The following is a 24,580-nucleotide window of genomic DNA, read 5'->3' as shown; positions in this document are numbered from 1 at the left end:
CTTCAAACTAAAGATATTAAATACCTAAGAGCAATAATTTGACCTATTATTGACTTGTATATGACCTAAATAAGACAAAGTTAATACGTTATTTAGATAATATGCTAGAAGCGTATTGAAACAGTATTCATGACAGAGGTGAGTATGAAAAAAACAATTATCGCTATGACTATCGCTGGTTTATTCCTTGTTGGTTGTGATCAAGCAAAACAAGATACAACAGATCCAGCATCGGTTGCGCAGCACTCAACTACTGAAATGAAAGAGCAAGTTGCAGATCAAACCAATACGGCGGTTGATGCAACCAAAGATACAGTGGCTAACGCAGCAGACGTTGTAAAAGAGCAAACCAATAAAATGGTTGATAAGGCCGCTGATATGAGTGATTCAGCAGTGCAAAAAGCCTCTGAGATGACAGATACAGTGAAATCAAAAGCGGCAGATGCGATGGATGCATCAAAACAAGCCGTGACTGACTCTGTCGATGCAGTGAAAGATAAAGCGAATGAGTTAAAAACATCGCTAACAGAATCGTCAGTAGCTGATGAAACATCAGCTGCGGTGGATAAGATGAAACAATCTGCGTCTGATGCGAAAGATGTGGTGACTGATGAATCAAAAGCAGTAATGGATTCGGCAAAAACAAAAGCTGCAGAAGCCTCTGATGTTGTCAGCGATGCGGCAGATAGTGCAGCAAAGTCGATGAATGATTCGATGGATGAAATGAAGCATTCAGCAACAGAAATGAAAGATGCTGCTGCGGAAAAAACATCAAACGTTATTGAGTCTGTAGATAATAAAGCAGCGGCTGCTGAAGACAGTATGAAGAGTTCAGCTAATGATGCTGCAAAATCAGTTAACGATTCCGTTGATAGCATGAAAAATGCAGCAAGTGACACAATGAAGTCAGTTGATGATTCAGCAAATGCGGCAGCAGATAAAGCGGCTGATATGACAGATTCTGCAGTTGATAAGACCAAGAATGCAGCGGATGACTTAGAGAAAAAAGCATCGGATTTATTTAACTAATACTTACATTGTAAGAATTTTATAGCGAGATACCGTGATACTTAATTTATAAGAGTATCAGGGTATCTTGTTTTCGCTAAAAGGAGATATAAGATGAAAAAAACACTATTTGCAACAGCAGTACTAGGATTGGTTCTTGTAGGTTGTGATCAAGGTGCTGACAAAGCAGCGACTGATGCACCAAAAGCTGATGCACCTGCCACTGTCGTTGTTGTTGATGCATCTAAAGTAACAAATGAGGCAACACAAGCTGCGGCAGATGCGACTAAACAAGTTGCTGATGATGCGGCAAAAGCGGCTAATGATGTTGCAGATAAAACAGTTGAAACCAGCAAAGAGATAGCTGATGATGCTAATAAAGCTGCGGATGATGTAAAAGACGCAGTCAAGGATGCAACAGCAGAATCAAAATAAGTAATACAGCTAAATAGGGCTGAAAGAATGTAGAAAGCCCATATTTTTCTGTGTTATGTAAGGAGTTACAAATGAAAAAAACGCTTTTAGCTACAGCTCTTCTTGGTTTAGTACTTGTCGGTTGTGATCAAACTGCTGATAAAACATCATCGACGACAACTGCTGAAAATGGACAGCCAACCGAGATTGCTCAAGTTCATGATAATGCGAAAAACTCGCTAGATTGGATGGGTGAGTACACAGGCATTGAGCCGTGTGCTGATTGTTCTGGTATTGAAACAAGCCTGACGCTAAAAGACGACGGAACTTTCATTTTGGATCAGACTTACCAAGGTAAAGAAGCTAAACCGTTAACAACGGAAGGTAAGTTTAATTGGAATGATAAAGGCGATACGATCACGCTGAATCTTGGTGGCGGTCAAACTGCACAGTATTTTGTGGGTGAACAACGCGTCTTCCATCTCGATAAAGATGGCCAACGTATTCAAGGTGATTTAGCAGATGCTTACACTTTGAAGAAGCAAGAGCATAAATAATCTTTTGTTATTAATGACAATCAGTTTTATGCGAGAAGCCCTGTTAATTCAGGGCTTTTTATTATCTGAATAAAGCAATTATTGTCACTTGTTATGATTTATTGTGAACGTTGGATCTCTTCATCTACCCAACGTAATAGCTGTTTAATTGCCCGCGATAGCACTTGGTTTTGGCGCACAATGTAACCCAAACTGGTGGTTGGGAAATCAGGTAGCGGGGTGATTTGGGTTTTTAAGTGCGGTTTAGAATGTAAAGAAAAACTCGGTACAATCGCAACCCCAAAGCCAGCTTCTGCCCAATCAATTTGCGCATCCACACTGCCTACTTCCATGACATGAAACTTGTTCAATTTCAGTAACGGTAACGCCATATCAATCAGCTCACGAGTACGGGTATCGTGGCCTAACAAAATCAGAGTCGGTTCTTCAGCCGCCAATGGCTCTGTGGGTAATGTCAGTGAAGGATCGGCAGATAATGCCTGCCAACGGGAAAGCCCATTGCCTAGTGCACACCATTTTACTTGGCGTAATTCTGTAAAGTGTAATGGCTGGCTTTCTTTCTGGGCGATGACAAAACCTAAATCTGCTTTAGCACTTTTTACCAACTCGGTAGCTTGTGATGAGGTGGTATTAAACAGTGATAAATCAATGCCCGGATATTCTTTCTTAAACGATTGAAAAGGGCTGATTAACAATAGGCGCGAAATAATATCACTGGCAGCAATGGTTAATGTGCCACGGTTGAGTTCATTGATCGCATTGAGATCTGCTTGGCAGATCTGGAGTTCCATTAAGGTATTTTCGGCACTTTGTAATAAACGTTTGCCTGCTTGAGTTAAGCGAAAAGGATTACGCTCAATGAGTTTTACCCGTGTCGTTTGTTCTAATTGTTTAAGGTGAAGACTCACATTTGGCTGGGTCATATGCAGTGCTGCTGCCGTTTTGCCGAAGTGTTGGTATTTAGCCAAGGCGACAAACGTATTGAGCCAGTGGATATCAATCATAGCAACCGTGATTACCTTAGTTGTTGATGAGGCTATTCATCATACATAACATATTGAGTGGGGAAGATTAACCATACTCCAGATATGATATTCTTATCAAGATAATAACGATTATTAATTATTCTTATTGCATTGATGGGCATAGGATAGATCGCATTGCTTTTGAGGAGATCTAAATTATGTCGTCTATTGTTGTTGTTGGTGCTAACTGGGGTGATGAAGGTAAAGGCCGTATTGTTGATTATTTAGCAGGTCAAGCTTCAGCAAGCATTCGTTTCCAAGGTGGTAACAATGCGGGTCACACCGTAGTAAACGAGTTTGGTACATTCAAACTTCACCAATTACCAAGCGGCGTATTCAACCCAGATTGTATCGCAGTATTAGGCCCTGGCATGGTGATCAGCCCTGAGAAACTGTCGTTAGAAATCGAAGAAGTAGCAACATCTGGCGTTGAAGTAAAACTTTGCATCTCAGATCGCGCAACACTATGTCTACCTCTTCACGCACTTGAAGACACACTAGAAGAACAACGTCTAGGTGACGGTGCATACGGTTCAACTCGCCAAGGTATTGCGCCTGCATACGGTGACCGTGTAATGAAGAAAGGTATTCTTGTGGGTTGGTTAAAACAACCTGAAGTGTTACGTGAGCGTATCCAATTCATGATGGATTGGAAACTACCTCAAATGAAAGCGCTATACCCATCATTTGAGTTCACTCAAACAGCAGAAGAAATGACTGAGTGGTTACTAGAAGTATCTGCACCTTGGCGTGACAGCATTACTAACGTCACTGAGCCACTAAAAGCGCTACAAAAAGAAGACAAAACACTATTGTTTGAAGCACAACTTGGTGCTGGTCGTGACCTAGTATACGGCGAATACCCTTGGACAACGTCTTCAAACGTAACAGCAGCTTACGCAGGTATTGGTAGTGGTTTACCAGCCCTTCACCCTGAGCGTGTTATTGCTGTCGCTAAATCTTTCAGCTCATCTGTAGGTACAGGTACACTGATCACTGCAATGGAAGATCAAGACCAGTTCCGTGAAGATGCTAAAGAGTTCGGTGCAACAACAGGTCGTCCACGTGATATGGGTTACTTTGATGCAGTAGCAACACGTAACGGCGTTGAGTTACAAGCGGCAACTGAAATTGCCCTAACTAAGATTGACTGTCTAACAGGCATGAAAGATCTTAAGATCTGTGTTGCTTACAATGGTGATCACACTGAAAACCCAATCTGGCCTCAAACAGCAGCATTAACGCCTGTTTACGAGCAAATGAAAGGTTGGGAAGAAGACATCACTGGTTGCCGTGAATTTGACGAGCTACCAGAAGGTGCACAAGAATACATCCTTCGCATTGAAGAGCTGATGGGCGTGCCAGTGAAAATGGTCTCTGTAGGTCCTGAGCGTGATCAAATGATCCTACGCTAATTGCGAAAGTATCATTAGCATCAAAAGCGATAAATAATGAAACGGGCGTGTTGATTAACATGCCCGTTTTTTGTTGTTGATTGGCTTAACTAAATAGGGGGAAATAAGCCGAAGAGTTGAAATTATTTAGCCAGTAGCGCTTGTTCTAGCGTATGTAAGCGTCGGTTTTGCTCAATCATACGGCGGATCAATTCACGTTCAGATAATGTTGTCATCAAGTGATCTTGGGCATGGACCATGATCATGCTAACCGTAAATTTATCGCCACCTAATTCACGACGGATCATTTCCGTTTGCACTTCATGAGCCTTTAACACGCTTTGATTACATTTATCCATCATACCGTGCGCACCATCAAAATCGCCATCTTCCGATAAGCGTAGCGCTTCGTACGCATAACCTTTCGCTTCACCAGAATAGCTCACAATAGAGAACACAATACGTTCTAGATCTTCGCTGATATCTACTGTTTCTGTTGTCATTGGATGTCCTTAAATCGTTGTTATTATTTTTGATGGGCCCAGACTACCACAGCGAAAAAAAACAGCTATGAAACTTCATTTCACTTTATTTGTGAAATGAAGTTTCATTGACGGAAAAAGATAATCGCTTATTAATATTCCTGTTTAATAAATTTAAAAATAAAGGAAAGTGTGATGAATATCTTATTAGTGTGTGCTGGTGGCTTCTCTACAACCATGATGATGGAAGAGATGAAAAAAACGATCAATAACAGCGCAAAGTTAAATATTGAAGATTTTTCAATGGAAGCTATTCCTGTTGATCGTTTAAAAGAAAAAGTTGATCACTATGATGTTATTTTAGTTGGTCCACAACTTGGTCACAAATATACTCAAATCCAAGCTGTATCAGAAGAACATAATAAACCGTCAGTATTACTCACCGCTGAAATTTACGGTGCAATGGATGGTGCAACCGTATTAAAGCAAGCGTTATTGGCACATAAAAAACATCAAACCGCCATGGCTTAACGCTATTTATCTTCTTTTCCCTACACAGAAAAAATATGAGTGAGCTGTTAATGAGCACAGTTCACTCCCTCACTATTTGTAGTAAATATAAAGGTCTTTGCTATGAGTGTATTTGCGAAATTTGAAAACCTCATTGGGCGCATTCTCGTACCCATTGCTGAAAAAATAGATAAACAACCCCATTTAAGTGCGGTAAAAAAAGGCATGGTGGTACTAACACCAATCCTATTATTGGGCTCCATGGCTTACCCATTAAAAGCGCTAAAAAACGTATTTTCAGATTCTGTTGCTGTTCAAGAATGGTTTGCAAATAACGTTTATCTTATTGATTTACTAATTAAATTCTCCCTTGGTTTTATTGCAATATACACTGTTATCGCGATTGCGTATTTCCTCAGTGAAGGTTATAAAATCTACACGGTTGGTGCGATAGCCTTGTCACTGTTTGCCTTCTTAATCATGACAACCTCGGTGAATACTGATGGTTCATTAGATGTGAAGTTCTTTGACTCAAAAGGTTTATTTACTGCCATCTTTATTTCTATTGCCTGTGTGGAAATATATCGCTTCTTTACCAAACATAAGCTAGTAATAAGAATGCCAGAAGGTGTGCCTGATTTTGTTTCAAGCTCTTTTGAACTCATTACACCTACTGCCTTTATTGCAATTCTATTCTTAACATTACGTTATTTTATAGCTGATGTAACCGGTGGTTTATTATTACCTGAAATAGTGATGGATGTATTAGCCCCTGTTGTGGGTAGTTTAGATAATCTATTTGTAGTGTGGTTTGTGATCATGCTGCGACTATTATTCTGGTTCTTTGGTATTCACTCTGCGGTATTAAGTCCGATCCTTTCGCCTATTTTTGTTCAATATTTATCAGAAAACATTGCAGCGAAACAAATAGCTGCTGAGCTTCCTCACTTTGTGACAGGTGGTACATTCTCAGCGTTTGTAAACTTTACTGGTTCTGGTGTGACGCTAGGTTTAGTTATTGCGATGATGATCGCAAAAACACAACGTTATCGAAAAGTCGGTCAAGTCTCATTAGTGCCTAGTTTATTCGGTATTAATGAACCTGTGTTATTTGGCGCACCAATTATCTTAAACCCAATCTTATTTATTCCGTTTGTACTGGGTGGCTCATTAATTGGTTTATTCCCATTAGCATTAATGAAATATGGCTTCTTAGCAAAACCGTTCTTTGATCCACCGTATCTGCCTTTGTTCTTTGAAGGGTACTTAACAGGTTTTGACTGGAAGACGCCGTTCGTACAAATGATCCAGATTGTTGCTTCGTTCTGTGTTTACTACCCATTCTTTAGGATCATGGATAAACAAGAAATGGCACGTGAAGCACAACTAAAAGCAGAAAAAGAGAAGAAATCTGTCTTTAGCAAGAAAGATGAAGAACTGTTGGATGAACTGGGATTAGATTTCTAATCCTCAACGAGAGTGGCGCTGATGAAGACGTTTGATTTAACCCCATTTTCTGAACAATGTGATGCCTTATTAGTGAGTGATTGTCACAATAAGCGTTACCTAACTGACTTCGCTGGTAGTGGTGGACATGTGTTGATCACGGCAAATACCAAAGAGTTGTTGGTACCAGGAAAATACGTTGAGCAACTGAAGCATCAGTGCCATGACTATGCTGTGATTAATAGTGATGAATTAGGCTTTCTGGCTTGTTTAGAGCAACGTTTAGCATTTCACCAAATTCAATACTTGGGTATTGAGGCAAATAGCCTGAGTTACAGTGACTTTTGTAATTGGGAGCCTGCTTTAACCGCATGTTTAGTCCCCCTCCAACACAGTGTTGAGCTATTAAGACAGACCAAAACAGCGGCAGAAATTCAACGAATTGAATACGCTTGTGCCATTACAGAAAAAGCCATGGAGCAGGGGCTTGAAGCGTTTTATCAAGGTATAACTGAAACGGATCTAGCACTACATATTGAATGGGCTGCACGACGTTTAGGTGCAGATAGCATTGATTTTCTTATTGTGGTCTCTGGTGAACGTGGGGCATTTCCTCATGGACGACCAAGTGCTAAAACCATCGAATATGGTGAGCTGGTTACTATTGATTTTGGCATTGTTTACAAAGGGTATCACTCTGATGTGACTCGTACATTTTGTGTGGGTGAAATATCAGAAAAACAGCAAAAAATCTTTGATATTGTGTATAAAGCGCAGCAAATTGGCGTGAACATGTTAGCGAGTGGTGTTTCAACTCGTGCTATAGACTCTGCAGTTCGTGAGTATATTTCACACTGTGGTTATGGTGATTATTTTAGTCATGGTTTAGGGCATGGCGTGGGATTACAAGGCCACGAATTTCCATTACTAAATCAGCAACATGACGCAATTTTACAGCCCGGTATGGTCGTTACCATAGAGCCGGGTATTTATATTCCTCAATTTGGTGGTGTGCGTATTGAAGACACCTTAGTTATCACCGCCAACGGTGCAAAAAGTTTAACTCATCTACCTCGCCAACTCCGTGATATTTCACGTAACTTTACATCGCCTTTACTTAAGGAAATTGTCAATGAATACAGCATTAATGACAGCGCTCACTAACGCTCATGGTCCTTCTGGGCGTGAAGATGAAGTACGCAGTGTGATTTACCATGAACTAAAAAATTATGTTGATGATATTCAATTTGATGGGTTAGGTAGCGTGATCGCAAGGTTAAATAACCAAGCGACGGGGCCGAAAGTCGCGGTGATCGCACACATGGATGAGGTGGGTTTTTTGATCCAACATATTACCAGTGATGGTTACTTAAAATTGTTCAAACTTGGCGGCATTGATCCATATATTGCGTTAAATAGCACGATTGAGATCAAAACCCGTTCGGGCAATAAGTATCAGGGCATCATCTTTACTGATAAACCATTAACGAATTTAAGTATGGATGATCTATTTGTCGATATTGGCGCTGTTAACCTGCAAGATGTATTGGCAATGGGGATTGAAATTGGTGATAGCGCAGTCTTTGCTACTCGCAGCCATGAACTAAATAATAGCGGTAATTTTGTCTCTAAATCGTTTGATGATCGTATCGGTTGCTTACTTGGGATGGAATTATTACAAAACCTTGCTCAGCAGCCATTAGATTGTGATTTGTATTTTATCGGCAGCGCACAAGAAGAAGTAGGGACTAAAGGCGGTAAAACCGCAACAGATAAACTACGTCCTGATGTTGTTATTGTGTTAGATGTCGCTTCTACCAAACATACGCCTAGTTCGCAGTCAGGACGAAGAGTGTACGGTAAAGGTCCTTGTTTAGTTGTCGCTGATAAATGTGCTTTGGCTCATTATCCATTATTCAATTATGTTAGTGATGTGGCTCGTGAGAATGATATTGATGTGCAGCGTGATTTCTTAGCTGGCGGTGGTACTGATAATGGCTCGGCAACTTTGGTGGGAGAAGGTATTGCGGGTATGGCAATTATCTTACCGGTGAAGAACTGTCACAGTCCTTATACTTTAGTGAATAAAGCAGATTATGAAGCCTGTTTATCATTGTTAGAAAGCGCGGTAAAAGGTTTAAATGCTGAGAGATTAGCGAGTTTTTATCTTTATCTGTGACATGAAATAATAAGTAATGGCTAGTACGGATAACTAGCCATTATTTTTACCTTGTTAAAAGGTCACACCCGCTTTAATCACAATCCCTACCATCATGGCAAAATAGGCTAAGAAGCCTAAAAAGTTACCTACCCAAATAGTTGGGTTCTTATGGTAGAGCCCATAGATAAACCACAATAGTGAAATCAGTGCATACATCGACCAAGTCGTTAACGATAACCCATGAGCATGATTGGGATGGGAGATAAAAAGCTTATACAGCTGAGGTAGAGTAGCTATTGGGCTGACTAATCCCATAAACAGCATGATAGGCTCTAGTCTCTTCCCTAAACTATCCAACAGCGACATATTACTTTACCTCTTTCACAAATTTTAATGCTAAGACATTGATGGTTAATGTAATTCAAGCTTAGTTTGGTTATTGAAGAAATGCTAAAAAATATCTTTTGGTATGTGATTAAATCGCTTGGCTATAGTGGTCTTTATGCGCTTTTCGGCTCACCATTTTGCAGTATCGCAATAAGCGCATTGCTATTGGAAATTAAATGATCAGGGTGGTGGGTTATTAATGCGGGCTCTGCGTTATACCCCCAAGTTACCGCAATACTGCTGATTTTCGCTTTTTTTGCGGCTTTGATATCTCGGATCTCATCACCGATATAGAACACGTCTTTATTTTGCCAACCGTTGTCTTTGATAAGTTTGCGAATAGCTTTAACTTTACCAAAGACGCCAACATCCGAGACAATTTCACTGAAATAGGCTAATTCATGCTGGTTTAAAAACGTTTGGATATTCTGATTTGAATTTGAACTCAGAACAGCCAGTTCGAAGTCAGGTGCGAGAGCTTGGAGTGTTTCTTGCCAATCAGATGCTAATGGTAAGGTTTTGATCTTTTTTGACATATAACTGCGAATAAACTGTGTTACTGCAGGCACTCGATACAGTGGCAAGCCAAGAAACTTAAGAATTTGTAAGGCACTGTAGTGGCGGAAGGGTTCAATTTCATCATCTTCAACGTTACGAAAACCGTATTTAGTATGAGCAGCACGCATAGCTTCGATAAAAAGATCAAAACTTGCTGCTAAAGTTCCATCGAAATCTATGATGACTTTCTTGTTATTGTTCATTGCGAGCTTCTATTTATTATTGTTTTAAAGTAAATAGTACCATGAACCATAGGGTTATCCGTCATGCTAAGTGCTTTTGGATCGCTTCGATTACGGTCTTAACTCGATTAGGCACAAATTTGTTGGCGTATGTGCCAAGGTAGATTTTCTCACTGACTTGATGAGTTAGTGAGAAGGTCTTGATTGCCTCTTGTTGATGAAAAGCCTCGACCGCATAACGAGGTAATACCGTAAAGCCCAATCCCAGTTTTACTGGCTCGATAATCAGATTAATTTGGTTGGAAAAACCTGATTGTTTGAATTGCTCAATATGTTGAAATTCAGGGAAATTTACGCTGAGTAGCTGGCTGGCATGATAGATCCCATCTGGGTGATTAATAAAGCCAAGTTTGAGTAAGTTTTCCCAACTGGCGGTTGTGATATGAGCAGGCGTCACCAGTAGTAAATCTTCACTGCCAATGTGATTGAGCTTTACTTCCCCTTTGCCAGCAAGGCTTGTCATTAGACCAACATCAATCCGTTGTTCAGCGATCATTTTTTCTATTTCATGGTTAGGAGCAAAGCGATAATCAATGATCAGATCAGGATGTCGTTGCTGAAAAGCCAGTAGTTGAGGGTATAGCTTTAATCCCACGCTACCCGGAGAGGCTATTCTCACTACGCCTTCATAGCTAGGATCTTCACTAATTCGTTTATCTAAATCCGTCAGCGATTGCACAATAGTATTGGCTTCACTGTATAAGCGTTCACCTGCATTCGTGAGGGTGAATTTTTTACCATGGCGCGTAATAAGAGGCTGATCTAAATACTGCTCTAATTTACGAATATGCTGGCTGACACCAGACTGAGTCATAAAGAGTTTCTCTGCGGTATGGGTGAAATGCCCTGTTTCAACCAAAGTACAAAAGCTACGTAACCAAACAGGATTTATCATTACAAAACGTACTCATAATTATGATATATGATAATTTTACATAATAACGTTCGGTTTGTAACCTCGCAGTCATCAACAACGAGCAATAAGAAGAGATCAACGATGACGACACAAACTTACCCACGTAGCTTTTCTCATATTGGTATTTCAGTGCCAGATTTAGAAGCGGCAGTAAAATTTTATACTGAAGTATTAGGTTGGTATTTGATCATGGAGCCCACTGAGATCGTGGAAGATGATTCAGCGATTGGTGAGATGTGTACCGATGTGTTCGGTAGTGGTTGGGAGCGTTTTCGTATCGCTCACTTATCGACAGGTGATCGTATTGGCGTTGAGCTGTTTGAATTTAAAAACCAAACTAACCCTGAAGATAATTTTGAGTACTGGAAAACAGGTATTTTCCACTTCTGTATTCAAGATCCAAATGTGGAAGAATTAGCGGAAAAGATTGTGGCTGCAGGTGGTAAGAAACGCATGAAAGCGCCACGTTTTTACTATCCAGGTGAAAAGCCATATCGCATGATCTATATGGAAGACCCATTTGGTAATATTTTAGAAATTTACTCTCACAGTTATGAGCTCCATTACAGTGCTGGTGCTTACAAATAAAATTAGTAAGCAGAATATACGCAATAAAAAAGCACTGATGATCTCAGTGCTTTTTGCGTTGAGGAGAGTTAAAGCGTTAAGGCTGTTTTTTTGCTTTCGGATAAAGAACGATCAGGCTCATTATACCGATGAGTACAGCCGCAAATACTGAGCTAAAACGGACTAAATCATCCGCTAAGGCACTAATACTGGTTGAAGTAAGGCCATAAAATACCAGTACGACGTAACTGGTATACAACAGTTGAATTGAGTTTAAACTGGCTTTTTTCTCAACCGCATGGATCCCCATAAATAATGCGCTGACTAATGCTGCTCCTAATGTACCGATGATATTGACTTGTAATAGGCTCATTACCAAAGGTGGCACAGCATAAAGCACGCTGGCATATGTTGTGAGCAGCCGTCTTAGACCGTAATCTCTACCTATGCTTGGATCAGGATCTTTGATGATGAGAGCCACAATCACAGTAATGATAGTGCTTTGTTCCAGATTTAATTGGATAGCGCATACCAATACAAACATGATGATCAGGCTTTTGATCATGGTTTGCCAATCAAACAGGTATTTTATGTCTGAAGAGGGACCTTCCACTGTTTCTGCCAACGGTTCTCCTTTAGGAAAGAGAAAATAGGCTAAGTAGGCGGTAAATCCCGCAATAAAAATGTTTTTAAGCAGTGCCATTGGGATCTGCTCAACACTGATCCCTTTTTGTTGTGTAAACACTGCGATCATTGCCGTTGAAACAATCAACAAAATGGCAAAAACATCTTGTGCGTTGTTTTTTGTTCTCTCCATGCACCAATAAAAGACACCAAATAAGAATAGGTAATAGACTTGTGGATAGTCGATTAATAACCCACTCATTACAGCTTGGAGCCAAGCCGTGACAAACAGTATGCCTCCCATCAACAGCACCATGATAAAGGGTGGTGGCTCATGGGTTGTGGTTAAGAATACAGCACACATTGCAGGTGCTAGTAAGGGTAAATCTGTTCCGAATACATACTGCCAAAACAGCAATAGTATAGGAAACAATGCCACCCTTATTAATGGATTAGCGGCACTATGATACATAGCTAATGTAACTCCATGCCCACATCCATAGATCTAATAGCTTTTCACCAATGTAGCTTTCATGCGGGTAAAAGCCCACCACCGCACGACCGCTGTATCGTAGTTGTACATCATCTGGTAGTTTTTCAAATTCAATATTCACAGGGAAGCGTTGTGCTTTTGGATTACTGGTTGGTGAGACTAATAAACCACTGCTTTGGTTATCTTCAAGGCTACCATTGCCGCTACTGCCCCAACCAATGGATGAGATCTTACCTTTAAACACTTCGCCAGGATAAGCATCAAATACAATTTTAACTGGGTTACCTGATTTTAGATGAGCGAGTGAGTTTTCACGTACCATCGCAGTTAGCCATAAATTGTGGTTATTGATAAAGGTCAGTAAAGGTTGACCCGTGCTGGCATAGTCGCCAATAGCGATGTGCATATTGGTGATCACGCCATCAGCAGGAGCAACAACTTTGGTGTGGTTAAGATTAAGCTGTGCTTGCTCTAGTTTATTGAGTACGGCTTGGATTTCAGGGTTATTTTCATCGCGAGGGCCAAATTCTTCTTGGGCCTTTTTAAGGGCAGAAGTTGCTTGAGCGAGATTTGCTTCTGCAATTTGTAAGTCGGCAACCACATTATCCATGCTCGCTTGGCTAATGGTGCCACGCGCTAACAAGATTCGATTACGATCGAGATTTTTTTTCGCATTGCTGACTTTAACTCGAGCAGCAACTTCATTGGCTTTTGCAACATTTATTGCGGCAGAATCAGCCCCATAAGATTGCGCAGCTTGTTGTAAATCGAATTTTGCGGCATTGACTGCTAGTTGGAAAGGGCGAGGATCTATAGTAATCAGTGGCTCGCCAACTTTCACTTCACTGTTATTAATGACGCTAACATTTGAAATGGTTCCTGAAACTTCAGGGCTAATACGGATGGTTTGCCCATTAATACGGGCTTGATCTGTCATTGGGGTCATGCGATCAGCCCACAGAGTATAAAGCCATACTGCTAAAACAAGTGCAAAGATCCAGTAAGTAAAAGAACGTGCTTTGTTGATCTTGTTGCTATGGTTTTCTGAGGGGGTGTTATTGTCCTGCATTGTCGTTCCTTTCATTTATGCTGTCGCAATCTTAATAGATGCGACTATCTGCTAAAGCAAGTACTCGTTCTTAGTGATGACTTGTATGGCGTTTGCGCTGTGTTAAAACATATTCGACAGATGTAAACTCAATAGAAAGATATTTAAGCCGATTAACTCTACGTGGTTGGAAAAAATTCATACAATCAACGTCTAACGATTCCTATTATGGTTCATATAATGATAAAAAACATTAATTCGCATCGACATATCAGTGAAAAGAATAATTTTATTTATTTGACTTTAGCTTTGGTGGTATTGCTGTTAAGTACTTCGCTGGTGCAAGTGTTGAAAGAAAGCTTAATGGAATATGTGCTGCAAGGGATCATTATTACTACCTTTATGGTGTGTTTTGTTAGCTTGCATTTTGATCAGCATTGGTCTCGTTTTTTAAAAGCCTTGGCGGTCATTTGGATTGCAGCGATAGCTGTTAAATATCTTTTCCACATAAATGAAATGAGTGTGGTGATGTTAGGGCTGACGTTTGTGTTTTTCTTTGGCACCTTTAAATCACTGGTGAAACGTATTTTGTTTTCAGGTGAAATTGATACCAACAAGGTCGTTGGCTCGATTGCATTATTTTTACTGCTGGGGTTGATGTGGGCGATAGCCTATTTAATTTTGCTCGAATTTGATCCGCATTCGTTTAAAGGAATACAAGCCATCGCATGGGAAGAGAATTTCTCTAATACCGCTTATTTTAGCTTTGTGACATTAACTACGTTAGGTTATGGCGATATTAGCCCTGTGACACCGATTGCGAAGGCGCTGGTATATCTCGAAGCGATAGTGGGAGTGTTTTATATGGCAGTCGTGGTATCAAGCCTTGTGAGTTCGAGCATTGATCATAAGAAAACACTGAAACATCAAGCTGACAATTTCTACGATCAGCAAGGTTGATTTACTTTATCTTGTTATTATCCCATCAATGAAAGAGTTAGCATGATAGCTAACTCTTTTCTTTATTACGGTTAGATAAGAGTTTTAACTGGCTGTTTTCTCATTATTTGTTATTTCGTTCTGAATGATGACATGTCTTAATATTGTGACGTTAAAGACTAAACCGTGAAGGTTTGCATTATTGAGATGTCAACTATACTCACAATAAGTTGCATATTCGGTGATGGTTCATGGAAGAGATCCAAAATAAGAACTGGCATCCTGTATTAATCACTCTTCATTGGTTAGTCGCAATAACGGTTTTAGGGTTATTTGCACTAGGCTGGTGGATGGTCGATTTAACCTATTATCATGCGTGGTATAAAACAGCGCCCTTTATTCACAAAAGTATTGGGTTGATGCTGTTTTTAGCGATGATTTTACGTCTATTGATTAGGATTTGTACTACTCAACCTCTTACTGCTAGCGCTCACGCAAAGTGGGAATTATGGCTCGCAAGTAAAATACATTTTATTTTATATCTCATTGTTTTTTCAGTGGTGTTGAGTGGTTACTTCATCTCTACTGCAGATGGTCGTGGGATCAGTGTATTTGGTCTGTTTGAAGTGCCAGCACTAATCACGCCGTTCACCAACCAAGCTGATATTGCAGGGAAGATCCATTGGTATGCAGCATGGGCATTAATGGTATTTGTAGGGCTCCATATATTGGGCGCATTAAAACACCATTATTTAGATAAAGATGAAACATTAAAGCGAATGCTAGGCAAAGCATAACGCTAATAAAAAAGACATTACGAGAGATATGAATATTCAACGGAGGATTATGTCATGATCAAACATTTGTTGACTTCATTTATTTCAACCGCTTTATTTGCTTGTGTATTATTTGTGCCAACTGCACTTGCAGATAAATATCAGATTGATACTGAAGGCTCACATGCTTCGATACAATTTAGGGTGCAACATTTAGGTTACAGTTGGCTGGTTGGGCGCTTTAATACGTTTGATGGTCAGTTTAGTTATGATGAAGCGAAACCAGAAGCATCAAAAGTTAAAGTAATGATAGATACATCAAGTGTCGATTCTAACCATGCTGAGCGTGATAAACATTTGCGCAGTGAAGATTTTCTTAATGTTGAAGCGTTTCCTGTTGCGACATTTGAAAGTGAGTCGTTTGAGGAATTAGGTGACGGCAAAGCCTCAATGAAAGGACAGTTAACCCTTAATGGTGTCACTCAGCCAGTAACGATTGATGTGAAACACATTGGGGCTGGCGATGATCCTTGGGGTGGCTATCGTCGTGGTTTTGTTGGTACAACAACCATAGCGCTAAAAGATTATGGCATTGAAACGGATTTAGGACCTGCATCAACACAGGTGGAATTGGAATTTAATGTCGAAGGTATTCGTCTTTAGTTATGATATAAAGCGAGATAAACAGTGACATTCGCTTCATTAAGCTCCTCGTAAAACAAGAAAAGTCGGTTGTGGATGTAAGACCATACATTCAACCGACTTTTTGTTCGCTATTGTTCACTATGACTCGTTTGATTAAGGAAATGCTGAAGCTGATGTACTGCCCGTAAATGACGTACATTATCAATATTAGTGATCATAACGAGCTGCTCAATGTTTCTCCCTTGTGCATCACGTAATGGTTGATCAAGCACTAATAGGGTAATGGTCAGTTTATGGCTATGGGCTGGGGATTTACCATGGCAAATCAGCATACCGTCATGGGCAAAATAGTCATGGCTATGAGCATTGAGTAGTGATAACACGCCCTTAGCATAATCACTATGTACAATCTGTTTTTGCTCCATTTTGTCACACAGCCATTTGATGGTTTTCACTAGTGATTTTTGTTCATCGCTGGCGCGTTCATCTTCGATACTATGGGTGATAGCCATAAGATCTGGGAGATCTCTATCATCAAAAATCAGCGGATTTAGTGTTGCTAAAGTGTCACTAATAAATTGCTCATAATTAAGGTTATCGGCATTTTGCTCTGCAAGTTTGATTAACTGGCTTAGGGGTAATCGTTGATCTTGGGTTCGGGTTATAGCGTCATGAATGATTTGGGTAATGTAACTTATCTCTTCATCGCGTAATGGTTCGATGAAATGCTGTTGATATTGCTCTGTTATTCGTTTTATTTGATGAAATAACCCCATTCCCGCATCACTATGCTCAAAAGCATTTAATGTGAGGTTGTTTTTGGCACGGTAAACCGCAGTGGTTAAGTAGCTAATAATGTCACTGATCAAGCGTGTATCAGTGACAAGGTTAGTATTTAATTCCCCATCTAAGGTAATTAATAGCTGATAGATAAAGCTTTCTGCTTGAAAACGTTTTTCAAAGAAACTTTCGGTGTTAAAGCCACCTAAAAAATACTCAGTAAGATGAAGAGCTTCATACTTATAGTGCTGCTGTTGCCAATTAAGCGTGCGACAGATAAGTGGATATAACTGGGTTAATGAAAGAAAATCGCCATTGTTCTTTTTATCAATCATTACGCCTTGATTGATGCGCATTAGTGTAATGATCAAGTAAATCGTCAGGATATTTTTAAAATCAGGTTCAATGGTTTTACCAAATTGTCGTTCAATATCATTAACCGCAGTGATAGCAAAATTTACATCGGCTTTCTCAAAGTATTGGCGAAGATGTGCGAGCAGATCTTGTTCATAGAAATAAGATTTATCCAGATAATGGATTGTATTGTTTTTAAAAAATAGATACTTGCTGGCGTAACGCATGGCGATATAGCGGATCTGTTTTTCTTTCCCTGTTACACAGATATTGTCGCCATTAAGAGTGATGTTGATAGCAAGGTAATTAAACACCTCGTTCACACGTTTTATATCTTTATTAAAGGTGGTGTGGCTGATCTTCAAATAATCACGGATATGTCTCACAGTCGGCTGTGGATGAAACAGGGCAATGATCGCAATGTATTCATCACGCTCTTCTTTGCTAAACACAAAATTATGGGCAAAGTGATGGCTAAAGAAAGCACTGGCATCAAAGCCATAATGCAGTGAACCATGATCGATAGTGATCGCAGGTAGCTCAAGTTTTTCAAAGTAATAGTTAATGTTGTCGATTGCGTAACGCACGTTACGAGAGCTCATTGAAAATATAGCGGCAAGCTCGCTAACACTTTTATTGCTATGGCTCAGTGCTGTGACAATATCAAAATGTTTTTTATTTAAACTCATAGCCGTATCTAGGTTGTCTTTCCATGACAAAGGTATCCGATAGGCGTGCATAGTGGCGTAAAGCTGAGATAAAAGCTGAGAGCTAAAACACTAAATAGCATGCGGAAGAAAGCGATGAATAAAACTGAGAGTTAGCGCGTTATAGTTATGTTGTGATGTTTAACTTATTGTTATTAATTGCTTAATTAAGACAAAGAGATGTTTAGTTTAAATGCACTAAAGGTTGGATTGGCTCCATGTTAATGACGGTTTTGGTTTCAAATAATTGTTTAAGAAAACGTACCTCATGATGTGCTGATACTGTGCTGGTGGAAGGGGGGAAATGAGAGCCTGTTGATGGATTTGCCAGTGTTTTAAGGTTAACCAGTTTCGCTAAGGCATAGAACTTATGTACATAATCAACAGTTTCATTCGGTAAACGAAGCGCAGAAAAATGTTTATCAACCACACGTTTTAAGGCGCGTTGCACACGTCCTTCCCCTGAATTATAAGCCGCTAAAGTCAGTTTTAAATCCCTATCAAATTTGTTGTAAAGAAAGATCAAATATTGCATTGCCGCCTCTGTACTACGGGCAATATTAAATCGTTCATCTTGTTGGTTAGAAACCGTAAGACCAAAACGTTTGGCGGTTGCTGGCATCAATTGCCATAGGCCTGCCGCTTTTGCATGGGAAACCGCATGTTGATCAAAGGTAGATTCAATCATCGGGATCAAAATCATGCTGCGAGGCAACTTATTCTTATCTAATTGCTGAATGATATGTTGCACAGTTTTTTGATGGCGAGTGAACTGGTTATTGATGACTTTTTTATGGGGCGATAAACGCTGGTAATGCAGGCTAACTTGTTGTTCAAACTTGGCTTGATAATGGGGCGGTATTGCTTGGCTTGGCAGTGACAAAAGCAATATGAGTATCATTATCCCGATACGAAAAAGAGAGTAGATGGCGATGCTTTGATAGCGATGTAAACCAGATTTCATGCTATTAATCCTGCATGAGATGAGGAAATGCATAGCGTGACTTTGCTTCTGGCTCGTATAACTGGCAAAGCAATTCGGTAAAGTTTGCTGATAGCACACCATTACGCTGATTAAGGGCATGGCATTGTTTGATCATAATTTCTAACTGAGCCCATTGTTGCTGAACCTGTTTTTGTAATTGCGCAGGTAATACGTTGTGTAATTTTTCGATGCCTTGAGCTGAAATAGGTAAGCCAAGGTTTTGCAGCGATTGGTAACGCAGTTGGCTACGCTGTTTTAGCACATCAATAAGCGGTTGCTGTTGGGTTGTTAATTGCTCCAACAATTTGCCATTAAAGGTCAAATAGCACTGATGTTGCTTTAACATCAGAGCATAAAGCTGACGATAATCAGCAATATCTCGCTGAATATCTTTTATTAAGCTGATAATCATTTGCTGTTTCGTGAAGGCTTGAGGCATAGGTGACTCCGCAAGTTTAGTGAGCCTTGGCTTTATTCATGTCCAGTATGAAATTGCAAAATTGCGCTTGAGAGCGCCTCAACATCTAAGCTAATTTCACCGCGATTCAGTGCTGCTTTAATTTGCTCGACTTTCGCTATATCCACATCAGGTAAGGCGTTTAGCGGTTGTATTGCTTGCGTTAATAGTTGGCTGTCAATGGCCGTTGATGCAGTCTGTTTAGCGACAGTTTGTTGCCCGGTGGTTGATTGTTGCTGTGCTATTGTTAGCTGCGCTTGATTGAAGTGAGTAGTGGCGATTTTATCTATTTTCATTGGTTTTATTCCTGCACAAGAAGCTCAATGTTGTTGGGCGACCAAACACACAGGAAAATTAAATAAAAATAATGCGTTGATAAAAAAAGCCGCCAGTCAGTGACTAGCGGCTTGGGTTATGGTGTTTAATCGTTTAACGAGGTGCGACTGTCACACTGTTAATTGATAGCGGATCTAACGTTGGCTTTGGCAGTTTAAGTGCTTGTACTGCGCTTAAACCTGCAGCAGTGATCCCACCTTCGTATTGAGGCTCAGATTCACCTGGAACAAGGTAGGCTTTTGAACCTGGGCTCCATGCTGCAAAGAAATCAGACAGATCGGTTTGTGCTGCGTAAGAAGCACATAACATCAGCTGATCACCTTTACTCAATCCGCTTTGACTGCGACACATGTTATTGGCTGGTAGTAGCATGTTCTCTTCTACATCATTACGAGTTAAGCGATGCATGAGTTTGATCAAATCCCAGCCTTTTAGTCCCACTACCGTATTTGTGTAGTAGGACGGTAAAGGTGCTTTAACCACGTTATTGATATCAAACTCTTGCTCAGCCCATTGTTTTAATTGAGCAAACATCAGTAAGCGTTCACCGTTACCGCCAGCTGCCCATGCATGTCCTTGCTCTAAGCGAACAAAATTCGGTGCCATTTTAATATCAGCCTCAACACGGGACATTTTACCAAGGTATTTATCCTGCATGTAAAGCGCTAGCATGTTGTTCACCACTTCTGTTGCACCTTCCACATTAAATGGTGCTTCAGCCGCATTGTGACCAACTTCGTGCCATAACAACCAGTCATTTAATGGTGTTGTTGATAGGGCTGTTGAGGTTTTATTAAAGCTACTGTTCATCACTGGGTAGCCCGAATGGGCTGCGCCAATAGAGATAGCAATATCGTTGACAAAATGGTGCTTGTTATTTGGTCGAGAGCTATCTGTCGCTTTGCCATTGCGTCCATTTCCTTCACCGACTGTTTCATCACGAGCATAGAAGTCATTTAAATCTGCAGAGAACATATCAAGTTCTGCAGCGAATTTACTTCTATCACCCTCATAATTTGTCGCTTTTAAGTTCTCAGCGGCAGCAGTATAGATAAAGCTATTTGATTCAATTTCACCAATAGGAGCCGGTGAGTTTTGATCGTTAACCCATTTATCAACCTTGAACCAAGGCGCATTAACTGTACCTGAGAAGTTTAAGGTCACAGGGCTGGTTTCATTACCTTGCACATATACCAGACCACCGTAAGGCGCTGTAAAATTAGCGGTAGCATTAGGTTGTAGCGTAAAGGTCTTGGTCATACGAGGTGGACGTTTTAAACCTAACTCATGTTTTTCACGACCTGTTAAATCATCTGCTAGCGCAACGGTTACCGTGATCGGGTTGGTATTGCCTGATGCAGTAATTGTCATCGGTTCATGTGCAATTGCCCATTGACCCGTAGCTTGACGGTTTCCTGCAAACCAAGCAGCAGTGTTATTGCTTAAATCAACAGTGACGCTAGTGCTACCACCGCTGGTTGTGACTTCACCTGGGTATTGGCGTACATCGGTTTTAATATCAAGATCGAAGTAAGTTCGACCCAACATTAAGCGTGTTAACGGCTTTTCCATGTAATTTAATGGGTAGCTTGGATTCATCCAGCCAGCGTATTTCCCTGCACTATCACCGTAGATCATCTTATTGGCTTCAAGACTTTGCTTGAGCGTATTGCTACAGGTGGTTTGTCCTGCTGCGGTATCGCCATAACAGTTTAGAAACTCGGTAAAGCGCTCAAAGCCAAGTTCGTCTTCTTTGTTTTGTTCAAAGCGATAATCAAGATCGTTCCATAACCATACCGTCATATTTTGATAAATACGGTTAAGATCAACACTACTTAAACGCTCACCTTCACTGCCTTTTGTTCTAAAGTACAGTTCGTGTTGGTATAAGCGTTCAATGTTGGTACCAAGATCGGCTGCTTTCACCATGGCTTTCGCTGTTGCTTCATCCAGTGGCAGTTTTTTATAACGTGCTCTAAACATACCGCCTTCTAGTGGAATATTATTTCCAGGGCGATACTCTAGGCAGTTAATTTCATAGTGATAATCCGTTAGCGTACATTCGTTAACATTGAACTCTTTCAGAATACGTTGTTTGTCTGCTTCAATCGCATCTGGCGCTCTTTTTTCCCCTTTTTCGTAAGTATCAACGAATGCCAGTAATTGAACATTCTCGCCTTGTGCGTTTTGAATTGTCTTACGGGCGACTTCTAAGTTTGGCTTATCGTCAGGCTTTTCGTTAGTGATGAAGTCCCACGTAACTGTACCAGTCACTTCGTCTATGTTATATGGCGGTTTTAGTTTATCTGTATCGCCATCTTTAACTGCGGCATAGCGTTCTAATACCCAGAAACCGTGTTGACGTTGTGAACGTACACGATCAGGGTAGCCGTAGCTCGGTCCATTTCCTGAAATCGTTGACTGACCATTAATTGCCAAACCAGCGCCATCTAATAAACGAGTAAAATCATCATTTACGCGGTTAGCAATGCTTTCCATGATCAAGATATTACCGCCACGTTCAACATAGTTGAGTAGCTCTGTCACATCTTGTTGAGTCAGTTTGGGTTTATTGGTATCGGCTAATGAAGGCAGCACGCCATATGTACCAGAGCTAATTGGTGCACTGTTTTCGTAACCATTGAGGATCAACAGCGGCATGGTGTTAGGATCAATGCCACTAAAATTAGCTAGTTGTTGAGCGTTAAGATTAAAGCGAGGATCAATGATAAATGGTGCTTTATTACCGAGAGACAAATGACCATGACTGCGGAAATACACATCAGAAATATTGGTTCCTATGGTAATAGGCTCTGCATTTGAAGCATATTTTTCACCAATGAGGTAACGGAAGGTATTGGAGAAGAAGTTCGCCATATCTTCTGGATCATTATTGGCACTCCAGCACTGACCTTGATTATTGACACCATTATTCCAGCTATAGCCGGTTGGACATACCAAGATACTGTTATAGCGACTATTACCTAAAAGCATGACTTTACCTGTACCTAGCTCACCCATACTGATAAATGGCAGGTTAAAGGTAGCGGTATTGCCACCGACGTTATCGGGTTTCACCTTGGATGGAGCTTCCGTAATGTAAGCAAGCGATCGCTCATCCCATGCTTTTTTCTCCCCGAAACTAAGCCATTGGTTATTGTCGTTACGTGGCATTAATACTGGAAATGCGGCATTAGAAATGTTGATGGCTGCTTGACCACGAGGATACCCTGGACTGCCATAAAACCAAGTTTCATCAGTAAATGCGTGAAAGTTACGTACAGGAAGCCAACCATTATTAATAGCGTCACTACCAGCTCCCCACAGTTTTAAAATATCAGCTTGGATATTACCACCAGCGTCCATCATGCGAGGGAAAGAAAGGCTTGAAAGGGTGCGAGTGGCACTACATTGGCTACCACAAATAGCCGTGTCGATATCCAGTGCTAAGCCTTGGCTAAATTGTTTATCAAATTCACCATCAACAGGCTCTAACGTTCCTGTACCATTATCTAACATCACAGACTCAGACAATGATAGGTTAATCGCCTCATTGATGACATTCGGATACATAGCAAATACTTGGCGTACACGATCGCTGATCACTAATTGCGTATCATCATGAGAATAACGCTGCAGTAAACGCTCAGCATTACGGCCTATGTGCTCTGCACCGAGATCGGCAATGGTAAATTGTGTTTTATTCGCTTTAATTTCACCTAGTTCAAAGGTATCGATACCAAACGAGACCGTCTCACCCCAGTTGAATGAGAATTTGCCTTGTTCATCGGTAATACCACGAGAAGAGTGGCTGTAATATTCAATGCCCTGTACTGGCTTGTTATGACTATCAACCAGTGTTCCTTGCGATAAGATCACTTCAGTTGGTTGATAAACCAAGTTTGATTCTGCATTAGCAGAAACAAAGTTTGAGTTTAGATCGTCACTTGTACCGGGAGTGACTTCTGGTTTTACATCGGGTTCGTGAGTAGAAGGTTTGCTATCAGCTTCTGTATTCTCTTCGACTTTATTATCTAATAGCTTCTTAAATTCAGTATTATTTAATGTGTGTAATTCTGTGGAGTGATACAAGCTGTTAAAACGTACTTGCTCGGCAGATGTTAGCGATAGTTCGATAACACCTCCGATTTCTGTACCATTTTTAAGCAATAAACTGCGGGTGTTATCTAACGCATTTTGTAGCTCAATAGCATCAGTGATCGCAATAAAACGATCTGAATCCGCCAAGTTTAAACGCTTCACTTTTTCCAATGTCGTACCTTTGGTGATCTTGAGCTCGACATTGCTAAATGTGGCAAGCTCAACTGCACCATAGTAACAACTAACAGTATCGCCATTGCTAATAATAAGGCTGTTTGCGGTTTCGCCATTACATAACACGCTGTTGCCAAAACTAAGATCGCTATCTAAAGCAAAAAGCGCAGTGGCGGTTGGATCTGGCTCGACAGGTGGCTCAACTGGTGGAGGCGTGATTTCAGGCTCCGTTGGTGGCTCAACTGGTGGTGGTGTGATCTCAGGCTCCGTTGGTGGCTCAACTGGTGGCGGTGTGATCTCAGGCTCACCAATATCAGGCTCTGGCTCAGGAAGAGGTTCTCCCGGCAGTATTTCCGTTGGGGGAATAATAGTTACGTCAGAGGAATTATCATCGTGACAACCCATCAACAAAATTGACGAGCTAATAGCAACAGCAATAAGTTTTTTTTGCATGAATGCATAACCTAAAAAAGTAATTTATTGCTGCTATATAT

General features: G+C 40.6%; 24 protein-coding genes. 12 read left to right on the top strand and 12 right to left on the bottom strand.

Translation table 11 applies throughout. The annotated features are described in order from the left end of the window. Positions 1 to 144 precede the first annotated feature (144 nt). From E5A76_RS09185 to E5A76_RS09175, 3 genes are all read left to right on the top strand, one after another. A complete protein-coding gene (locus E5A76_RS09185; protein ID WP_161118737.1) occupies positions 145 to 1,029 on the top strand; it encodes a hypothetical protein in 885 nt (294 codons plus the stop codon). A 93-nt stretch (positions 1,030 to 1,122) separates the two neighbouring features. After that, the gene (locus E5A76_RS09180) at positions 1,123 to 1,443 is read left to right on the top strand and encodes a hypothetical protein (RefSeq protein WP_161118736.1); all 321 of its coding nucleotides are present in this window, start codon (positions 1,123 to 1,125) and stop codon (positions 1,441 to 1,443) included. A gap of 71 nt (positions 1,444 to 1,514) precedes the next feature. Next, positions 1,515 to 1,979: a copper resistance protein NlpE gene (locus E5A76_RS09175; protein WP_023935215.1), complete on the top strand. Its 465-nt coding sequence runs from the start codon at positions 1,515 to 1,517 to the stop codon at positions 1,977 to 1,979. Between the two features lie 98 nt (positions 1,980 to 2,077). Here the strand turns inward: E5A76_RS09175 and E5A76_RS09170 are convergent, their stop codons facing one another. Then, positions 2,078 to 2,983 (bottom strand): LysR family transcriptional regulator, encoded by a 906-nt coding sequence (locus tag E5A76_RS09170; RefSeq protein ID WP_053988730.1) that lies wholly within the window; start codon positions 2,981 to 2,983, stop codon positions 2,078 to 2,080. A gap of 179 nt (positions 2,984 to 3,162) precedes the next feature. Here E5A76_RS09170 and E5A76_RS09165 point away from each other — a divergent pair, with 179 nt between their 5' ends. Beyond that, complete coding sequence (locus tag E5A76_RS09165) at positions 3,163 to 4,419, top strand: adenylosuccinate synthase (protein WP_107166043.1); 1,257 nt, start codon at positions 3,163 to 3,165, stop codon at positions 4,417 to 4,419. Positions 4,420 to 4,541: 122 nt separating this feature from the next. On the opposite strand, the gene E5A76_RS09160 is transcribed toward E5A76_RS09165, so the two are convergent. Continuing rightward, on the bottom strand, positions 4,542 to 4,901 hold the full coding sequence (locus E5A76_RS09160; protein ID WP_107166042.1) for a PTS lactose/cellobiose transporter subunit IIA: 360 nt from the start codon (positions 4,899 to 4,901) through the stop codon (positions 4,542 to 4,544). A gap of 174 nt (positions 4,902 to 5,075) precedes the next feature. Between E5A76_RS09160 and E5A76_RS09155 the strand changes: the two genes are divergently transcribed. The 4 genes from E5A76_RS09155 to E5A76_RS09140 all read left to right on the top strand — a co-directional run bounded on the left by E5A76_RS09155 (position 5,076) and on the right by E5A76_RS09140 (position 9,015). Beyond that, positions 5,076 to 5,411: a PTS sugar transporter subunit IIB gene (locus E5A76_RS09155; protein ID WP_053988733.1), complete on the top strand. Its 336-nt coding sequence runs from the start codon at positions 5,076 to 5,078 to the stop codon at positions 5,409 to 5,411. A gap of 102 nt (positions 5,412 to 5,513) precedes the next feature. Further along, on the top strand, positions 5,514 to 6,857 hold the full coding sequence (locus E5A76_RS09150; RefSeq protein WP_053988734.1) for a PTS sugar transporter subunit IIC: 1,344 nt from the start codon (positions 5,514 to 5,516) through the stop codon (positions 6,855 to 6,857). A 21-nt stretch (positions 6,858 to 6,878) separates the two neighbouring features. Beyond that, positions 6,879 to 8,000: a M24 family metallopeptidase gene (locus E5A76_RS09145; protein ID WP_161118735.1), complete on the top strand. Its 1,122-nt coding sequence runs from the start codon at positions 6,879 to 6,881 to the stop codon at positions 7,998 to 8,000. Then, entirely contained in the window at positions 7,969 to 9,015 is a 1,047-nt protein-coding gene (locus E5A76_RS09140) for a M42 family metallopeptidase (protein WP_161118734.1), read from the top strand. The genes E5A76_RS09145 and E5A76_RS09140 overlap by 32 nt, the downstream gene beginning before the upstream one ends. 54 nt (positions 9,016 to 9,069) lie before the next feature. Here the strand turns inward: E5A76_RS09140 and E5A76_RS09135 are convergent, their stop codons facing one another. The 3 genes from E5A76_RS09135 to E5A76_RS09125 form a co-directional block, all read right to left on the bottom strand. Further along, the gene (locus E5A76_RS09135; protein ID WP_053988736.1) at positions 9,070 to 9,363 is read right to left on the bottom strand and encodes a SemiSWEET transporter; all 294 of its coding nucleotides are present in this window, start codon (positions 9,361 to 9,363) and stop codon (positions 9,070 to 9,072) included. Positions 9,364 to 9,497: 134 nt separating this feature from the next. Next, complete coding sequence (locus tag E5A76_RS09130; protein ID WP_161118733.1) at positions 9,498 to 10,145, bottom strand: HAD-IA family hydrolase; 648 nt, start codon at positions 10,143 to 10,145, stop codon at positions 9,498 to 9,500. Positions 10,146 to 10,206: 61 nt separating this feature from the next. Further along, positions 10,207 to 11,079 (bottom strand): LysR family transcriptional regulator, encoded by an 873-nt coding sequence (locus E5A76_RS09125; RefSeq protein ID WP_161118732.1) that lies wholly within the window; start codon positions 11,077 to 11,079, stop codon positions 10,207 to 10,209. 102 nt (positions 11,080 to 11,181) lie between these two features. On the opposite strand from E5A76_RS09125, the gene E5A76_RS09120 reads away from it, so the two are divergent. Further along, on the top strand, positions 11,182 to 11,688 hold the full coding sequence (locus tag E5A76_RS09120; protein ID WP_053988739.1) for a lactoylglutathione lyase family protein: 507 nt from the start codon (positions 11,182 to 11,184) through the stop codon (positions 11,686 to 11,688). Positions 11,689 to 11,764: 76 nt separating this feature from the next. Here E5A76_RS09120 and E5A76_RS09115 read toward each other — a convergent pair whose 3' ends face one another. Both E5A76_RS09115 and E5A76_RS09110 read right to left on the bottom strand, forming a co-directional pair. After that, positions 11,765 to 12,763, bottom strand: a complete 999-nt coding sequence (locus E5A76_RS09115; protein ID WP_107166036.1) for a DUF2955 domain-containing protein — start codon at positions 12,761 to 12,763, stop codon at positions 11,765 to 11,767. Then, positions 12,753 to 13,853: an HlyD family secretion protein gene (locus E5A76_RS09110; protein ID WP_161118731.1), complete on the bottom strand. Its 1,101-nt coding sequence runs from the start codon at positions 13,851 to 13,853 to the stop codon at positions 12,753 to 12,755. The genes E5A76_RS09115 and E5A76_RS09110 overlap by 11 nt, the downstream gene beginning before the upstream one ends. Positions 13,854 to 14,072: 219 nt before the next feature. On the opposite strand from E5A76_RS09110, the gene E5A76_RS09105 reads away from it, so the two are divergent. The 3 genes from E5A76_RS09105 to E5A76_RS09095 all read left to right on the top strand — a co-directional run bounded on the left by E5A76_RS09105 (position 14,073) and on the right by E5A76_RS09095 (position 16,210). Continuing rightward, positions 14,073 to 14,792, top strand: a complete 720-nt coding sequence (locus E5A76_RS09105; RefSeq protein WP_237458976.1) for a potassium channel family protein — start codon at positions 14,073 to 14,075, stop codon at positions 14,790 to 14,792. Between the two features lie 230 nt (positions 14,793 to 15,022). Beyond that, entirely contained in the window at positions 15,023 to 15,568 is a 546-nt protein-coding gene (locus E5A76_RS09100) for a cytochrome b (RefSeq protein WP_161118729.1), read from the top strand. Between the two features lie 54 nt (positions 15,569 to 15,622). Continuing rightward, positions 15,623 to 16,210: a YceI family protein gene (locus E5A76_RS09095; protein ID WP_161118728.1), complete on the top strand. Its 588-nt coding sequence runs from the start codon at positions 15,623 to 15,625 to the stop codon at positions 16,208 to 16,210. A 110-nt stretch (positions 16,211 to 16,320) separates the two neighbouring features. Here the strand turns inward: E5A76_RS09095 and E5A76_RS09090 are convergent, their stop codons facing one another. The 5 genes from E5A76_RS09090 to E5A76_RS09070 all read right to left on the bottom strand — a co-directional run bounded on the left by E5A76_RS09090 (position 16,321) and on the right by E5A76_RS09070 (position 24,539). After that, the gene (locus tag E5A76_RS09090) at positions 16,321 to 18,015 is read right to left on the bottom strand and encodes a helix-turn-helix domain-containing protein (protein WP_161118727.1); all 1,695 of its coding nucleotides are present in this window, start codon (positions 18,013 to 18,015) and stop codon (positions 16,321 to 16,323) included. Between the two features lie 202 nt (positions 18,016 to 18,217). Beyond that, on the bottom strand, positions 18,218 to 18,997 hold the full coding sequence (locus E5A76_RS09085; protein ID WP_161118726.1) for a lytic transglycosylase domain-containing protein: 780 nt from the start codon (positions 18,995 to 18,997) through the stop codon (positions 18,218 to 18,220). Between the two features lie 4 nt (positions 18,998 to 19,001). Continuing rightward, positions 19,002 to 19,457 (bottom strand): flagellar export chaperone FlgN, encoded by a 456-nt coding sequence (flgN, locus tag E5A76_RS09080; protein ID WP_161118725.1) that lies wholly within the window; start codon positions 19,455 to 19,457, stop codon positions 19,002 to 19,004. Positions 19,458 to 19,489: 32 nt separating this feature from the next. Continuing rightward, positions 19,490 to 19,771 carry a flagellar biosynthesis anti-sigma factor FlgM gene (flgM, locus tag E5A76_RS09075; protein ID WP_161118724.1) on the bottom strand — a complete coding sequence of 94 codons (282 nt, stop codon included), beginning with the start codon at positions 19,769 to 19,771 and terminating at the stop codon, positions 19,490 to 19,492. Positions 19,772 to 19,904: 133 nt separating this feature from the next. Beyond that, positions 19,905 to 24,539: an SslE/AcfD family lipoprotein zinc metalloprotease gene (locus E5A76_RS09070; protein WP_161118723.1), complete on the bottom strand. Its 4,635-nt coding sequence runs from the start codon at positions 24,537 to 24,539 to the stop codon at positions 19,905 to 19,907. Between the last annotated feature and the right edge of the window lie 41 nt (positions 24,540 to 24,580).

The organism is Photobacterium lucens (genome assembly GCF_009873615.1).
GTDB lineage: Bacteria > Pseudomonadota > Gammaproteobacteria > Enterobacterales > Vibrionaceae > Photobacterium > Photobacterium lucens.
The sequence above is the reverse complement of the archived record's forward strand: the minus strand, read 5'-3'. Positions and strand labels throughout refer to the sequence as shown.